7 protein-coding genes are annotated in these 5,469 nt (G+C 66.9%); all 7 read left to right on the top strand.

The annotated features are described in order from the left end of the window. Positions 1 to 174, top strand: a 174-nt coding sequence (locus QO207_RS31105) for an acyl-CoA dehydrogenase family protein (RefSeq protein ID WP_301536092.1), incomplete at its 5' end; no start/stop codon positions are given. 17 nt (positions 175 to 191) lie between these two features. Beyond that, positions 192 to 1,376 (top strand): lipid-transfer protein, encoded by a 1,185-nt coding sequence (locus QO207_RS31100; RefSeq protein ID WP_301536090.1) that lies wholly within the window; start codon positions 192 to 194, stop codon positions 1,374 to 1,376. An 8-nt stretch (positions 1,377 to 1,384) separates the two neighbouring features. Further along, positions 1,385 to 1,825 (top strand): MaoC family dehydratase N-terminal domain-containing protein, encoded by a 441-nt coding sequence (locus tag QO207_RS31095; protein WP_301536089.1) that lies wholly within the window; start codon positions 1,385 to 1,387, stop codon positions 1,823 to 1,825. 11 nt (positions 1,826 to 1,836) lie between these two features. Next, a complete protein-coding gene (locus tag QO207_RS31090) occupies positions 1,837 to 2,253 on the top strand; it encodes a MaoC family dehydratase (protein WP_301536088.1) in 417 nt (138 codons plus the stop codon). Between the two features lie 14 nt (positions 2,254 to 2,267). Continuing rightward, positions 2,268 to 3,263: an NAD(P)H-dependent flavin oxidoreductase gene (locus tag QO207_RS31085; RefSeq protein ID WP_367620498.1), complete on the top strand. Its 996-nt coding sequence runs from the start codon at positions 2,268 to 2,270 to the stop codon at positions 3,261 to 3,263. A 43-nt stretch (positions 3,264 to 3,306) separates the two neighbouring features. Beyond that, on the top strand, positions 3,307 to 4,131 hold the full coding sequence (locus QO207_RS31080) for an SDR family NAD(P)-dependent oxidoreductase (protein ID WP_301536087.1): 825 nt from the start codon (positions 3,307 to 3,309) through the stop codon (positions 4,129 to 4,131). A gap of 81 nt (positions 4,132 to 4,212) precedes the next feature. Further along, positions 4,213 to 5,469: alkyl/aryl-sulfatase (locus tag QO207_RS31075; RefSeq protein ID WP_301536086.1), on the top strand; the 1,257-nt coding region annotated here is incomplete at its 3' end.

The raw sequence follows: 5,469 nt of genomic DNA, 5'->3' as shown, positions 1-5,469 counted from the left end.
CTCTACGCCACCGAGACCCTGGGCAAGGCGTTGGACGAGATGGTCCAGCTGCATGGCGGCTACGGCTACATGCTCGAGTACCCGGTGGCCCGCGCCTTCGCCGATTCGCGGGTAACGCGGATCTACGGCGGCACCAGCGAAGTCATGCGCGAACTCATCTCGCGCAAGCTCTGACAACAAGGAAAACAACCATGAGCCAGAAAGTCCTGGTGGCGGGGGTCGGCATGGTCCCCTTCAGCAAGCCCGGCAGCAGCGAGCCCTACGACGTCATGGCGGAAAGCGCCGTACGCCAGGCACTGAGCGACGCCGGCATCGATTACAGATTGGTCCAGCAGGCCTACGCCGGCTACGTGTTCGGCGAATCCTGCTGCGGCCAGAAGGGTCTCTACCGGGTCGGCATGAGCGGCATCCCGGTGGTCAACGTCACCAACAACTGCGCCACCGGCAGCACCGCCCTGTTCCTCGCACGGCAGGCCGTGGCCAGCGGCGCGGTGGACTGCGCCCTGGCAGTCGGCTTCGAGGAGATGAACCCCGGCGCGCTGAAATCGGTATGGACCGACCGTGCCCCGGCGCTGGAACGCGCCAATGCGCTGGTGGACGAGCTGGTCGGGATGATCGGCACACCCAACGCCATCCGCCAGTTCGCCGGTGCCGGCCGCGCGCACATGGAGCGCTTCGGCACCAAGCTGGAAACCTTCGCCAAGATCCGCGCCAAGGCCAGCCTGCATGCCGCGCGAAACCCCCTGGCGCTGTTCCGCACGCCGATCAGCGCGCAGGAAGTGCTGGCCGCACCGGAGCTGGTGCCCGGCGTGCTCACCCGCCTGATGGCCTGCCCGCCCACCTGCGGCGCGGCGGCGGCCATCGTGGTTTCCGAGGCCTTCGCCCGCAAGCACGGCCTGCGCAGCGACGTGATGATCGCCGGGCAGGCGATGGTCACCGACACCCCGAGCACTTTCGACAGCCGCGACATGATCCGCGTGGTCGGCTTCGACATCACCCGCGAAGCCGCGCGCCAGGCCTACGAGCAGGCCGGCATCGGCCCGCAGGACGTCGACGTGGTCGAGCTGCACGACTGCTTCGCCCAGAACGAGCTGCTCAGCTACGAGGGCCTGGGCCTGTGTGCCGAAGGCGAAGGCGAGAAGCTGGTGGAAGACGGCGACAACACCTACGGCGGACGCTGGGTGGTCAACCCCTCCGGCGGCCTGCTCTCCAAGGGCCACCCGCTGGGCGCCACCGGTCTGGCCCAGTGCTTCGAGCTAACCCACCAGCTGCGCGGCAGCGCTGCCGATCGCCAGGTTGCCGGAGCACGCATCGCCGTGCAGCACAACCTCGGCCTGGGCGGCGCCGGGATCGTCACCGTACTCCAGAAGAACTGAGGCCCACCATGATCGACAAGAAACACATCGGCATGCAGTTGCCGACCTTCCTCGCCACCGCCGAAGCAGGCCAGCTGCGCTTCTTCGCCAAGGCCATCGGCGAAACCAACCCGATCTACTTCGACGAGCAGGCCGCGCGTGATGCCGGCCACCCTGCCCTGCCGCTGCCGCCGACCTTCCTGTTCTCCCTGGAGTTCCAGTTGCCTTCCAACAGCTGGCGCGACGAGATGGGGATCATCGGCTCGCGCATCCTCCACGGCGAGGAGTCCTTCACCTACCACCGCATGGCCTACGCCGGCGACACCCTGCGCTTCGAGATGCGCATCAGCGACATCTACGACAAGAAGAACGGTGCCCTGAGCTTCGTCGTCCGCGAATCCAGAGTGACCAACCAGCGCGGCGAGCACGTGGCCGACCTGCGCAGCGTCCTCGTCCATCGCAACATCTGAAGGAGCCCCCGATGAGCACAGTCAATCTCGCCGGCCTGCAGGTCGGTGACCAACTGCCCGAACTCACCCTGGAACCGATCGACCGCACCACCCTGGCACTGTTCGCCGGAGCGTCGGGCGATCACAACCGCATCCACATCGACATCGACTACGCGCGCAAGGCCGGCATGACCGACGTGTTTGCCCACGGCATGCTGTCCATGGCCTACCTCGGCCGCCTGCTGAGCAACTGGGTCGACCAGCGCCAGCTGCGCGGCTTCGGCGTGCGCTTCGTCGGCATCACCCACCTGGGCCACCGCATCACCTGCAGCGGCAAGGTCGTGGAGAAGTTCGAGGCCGACGGCGAGCAGCGCCTGAAGGTCGAACTGCAGACCGCCAGCCAGTACGGCGACGTCAAGATCCTCGGCGACGCCGTGATCGCCCTGTAAGCGGGAGAGTCGAGATGGATACTCCCGTGCCAACCATGCGGACCCGGCTCACCGAGCTGCTCGGCATCCGCTACCCCATCGTCGAGGGCGGCATGCAGTGGCTCGGCCGCGCGCGCCTGGCCGCGGCGGTGTCCAATGCCGGCGGGCTGGGCATGGTGACCGCGCGTACGCAGCCGACTCCGGATGACCTGCGCCGCGAGATCGACCTCACCCGCCAGCTCACCGACCAGCCCTTCGCCGTGAATCTCACGCTGTCCTATGCCACCCAGGGCGTGAGCTACGACGGCTGGATCGAGGCGATCCTCGGCAGCGGTATTCGCATCGTCGAGACCGCCGGCAACAACCCGCGGGCGGTGGTGGAGAAGTTCAAGGAAGCCGGCGTCACGGTGATCCACAAGTGCACCTCGGTGCGCCATGCACTGTCGGCGCAGCGTTACGGCGTCGATGTGATCTCCATCGACGGCTTCGAAGCCGCCGGCCACCCCGGCGAGGACGACGTGCCGGGGCTGATCCTGATCCCCGCCGCCGTGCGCCAGCTGGATATCCCGGTGATCGCTTCCGGCGGCATCGCCAACGGTCGCTCCATGGCCGCCGCCCTGGCGCTGGGCGCCGACGGCGTGAACATGGGTACGCGCTTCACCCTCACCGAAGAAGCCGAGATGCACGACGGCATCAAGCAGGCCCTGCTGGCGGCGGACGAGCGCAACACCGTGCTGATCAACCGCACGCTGAAGTACAGCGCGCGCTTCTTCAGCAACGCCATCACCCGGGAAATCCTCGCCCTGGAGCACCGCCCCGGCGGCGCCACCTTCGAGGATCTGCGCCCGCTGATGTCCGGCCAGCGCGGCCGCACCGGGCTGGTCAATGGCGAGATCGATGCCGGGCTGGTCTGCGCCAGCCCCGCCATCGGCCTGATCGACGACATCCCCAGCTGCGCCGAGCTGATCCAGCGCATGGTCCGCGAATGCCGCGAGGCGCTCAGCGAAGCCCAGAACAAATTCCTGCCGTGACCCGCGCGGCCCATCCAACGACAAGAACCCAAGGAGACACCCCATGGCAAAACTCGACGGCAAGGTAGCGCTGGTCACCGGTTCCGGCCGCGGCATCGGCCAGGCCATCGCACTCAAGCTCGCCAGCGAAGGCGCGCGTCTGGTCATCAACGACCTGGACGCCGACCCGGCCCAGGAAACCGCCGAGCTGATTCGCCAGGCCGGCGGCGAGGCCGTGGTCTGCGCCGGCAGCGTGACCGCCCCGGACTTCGCCGAACGCTACGTGAAGACCGCCGTGGATGCCTTCAAGGGCATCGACATCATCGTCAACAATGCCGGCTACACCTGGGACGACGTGGTCCAGCGCATGACCGACGAGCAGTGGTACGCCATCCTCGACTGCCACATGACCGCGCCCTTCCGCCTGATCCGCGCCGCTTACCCGGTGATCAAGGCGCAGGTGGCGAAAGAGACCGAAGCGGGCCAGGAAGTCTTCCGCAAGATCGTCAACGTCTCCTCCACCTCCGCGCTCAACGGCAACGCCGGGCAGATGAACTACTCCTCGGCCAAGGCCGGGGTGATCGGCATGACCCGCGCCTTGAGCCGCGAATGGGGCCGTCTGCACGTCAACGTCAACGCCGTGGCCTTCGGCCTGATCACCACGCGCATGACCAGCGCCAGCGCCGATGCCGGCTCCACCGTGAAGATCGAGGGCCGCGACATCCGCGTGGGGATCAACCCCGAGCTGCTCAAGACCCACGCCCAGCGCTGCCCACTGGGCCGTGCTGGCACCCCGGAGGAAGCCGCGGGGGCGGTCTACCTGTTCTGCTCGCCGGAATCCAACTACATCACCGGGCAGATCGTCGCCGTCGCCGGCGCGCCGCACTGATCCACTCCGAACCCCGGCCGCCGCGCCGGGGTTTCGCCTTCCGGTTCCAGACCAACAAGACCAGAACAACCTGGAGTCTCCATGAAACGCTCTTCCCTGTTCCTCCTTTCCGGCCTGTTCACCGCCCTGTTCGCTCACGCTGCCGACAGCCTCGACAGCAAACCCGCCAGCGACTTCACTGCGCAGAAGAACGAAGCCGTCCTCAAGGTCCTGCCCTTCAGCGACCGCACCGATTTCGACAGCGTCACCAAGGGCCTGATCGCGCCGTTCTCCGGCCAGATCAAGGACGCCGACGGCAAGGTGGTCTGGGATATCGATGCGTACCAGTTCCTCGATGCCGACAGCGCCCCGGCCAGCGTCAACCCGAGCCTGTGGCGCGTGGCGCAGCTGAACAAGAACGCCGGTCTGTACGAAGTCGCGCCGAAGATCTACCAGCTGCGCGGCATGGACGCAGCCAACATGACCATCATCGAGGGCGACGACGGCCTGCTGGTGATCGACCCGCTGACCGTCAGCGAAACCGCCCACGCCGCGCTGGAGCTGTACTACCAGCACCGGCCGAAGAAACCCATCGTGGCCGTCGCCTACAGCCACAGCCATGGCGACCACTTCGGTGGTGCACGCGGGGTGATCGACGAGGCGGATGTGAAGTCCGGCAAGATCAAGGTCTACGCGCCGGTCGGCTTCATGGAGCACGCCATCAGCGAGAACATCTACGCCGGCACCGCCATGAGCCGCCGCGCGCAGTTCCAGGTCGGTACCCTGTTGCCGCGTGGAGAGAAGGGCCAGGTCGATGCCGGCATGGGCAAGGCGCTGCCCAACGGCGGCACCGTCACCCTGATTCCGCCGACCGACCTGATCAGCAAGCCCATCGAGACCCGCACCATCGCCGGCATCGAGGTGGAGTTCCAGCTCACCCCAGGCACCGAAGCGCCGTCGGAGATGAACTTCTATTTCCCGCAGTTGCGCGCGCTGTGCATGTCTGAAAACAGCACGCAGATGATGCACAACATCCTCACCCCGCGCGGCGCCCTGGTGCGCGATGCCAAGGCCTGGTCGGAGTACCTGGACCAGAGCCTGGAACGCTACGGCGACAAGACCGACGTGATGTTCGTCGGGCACAACTGGCCGACCTGGGGCGGCGAGCGCATCCGCACGCTGATCGCCGACCAGCGCGACATGTACGCCTTCCTCAACGACCGCACATTGCACCTGGCGAACCAGGGGCTGACCCCGATGGAAATCGCCGAGAAGATGGACAAGCTGCCCGGCGACCTCAACCAGAAGTGGTACACCCGCGGCTACTACGGCTCGATCAGCCACAACTCGCGCGCCGTC

This window comes from Pseudomonas sp. CAN1 (assembly GCF_030462585.1).
Taxonomy (GTDB): domain Bacteria; phylum Pseudomonadota; class Gammaproteobacteria; order Pseudomonadales; family Pseudomonadaceae; genus Pseudomonas.
The sequence above is the reverse complement of the archived record's forward strand: the minus strand, read 5'-3'. Positions and strand labels throughout refer to the sequence as shown.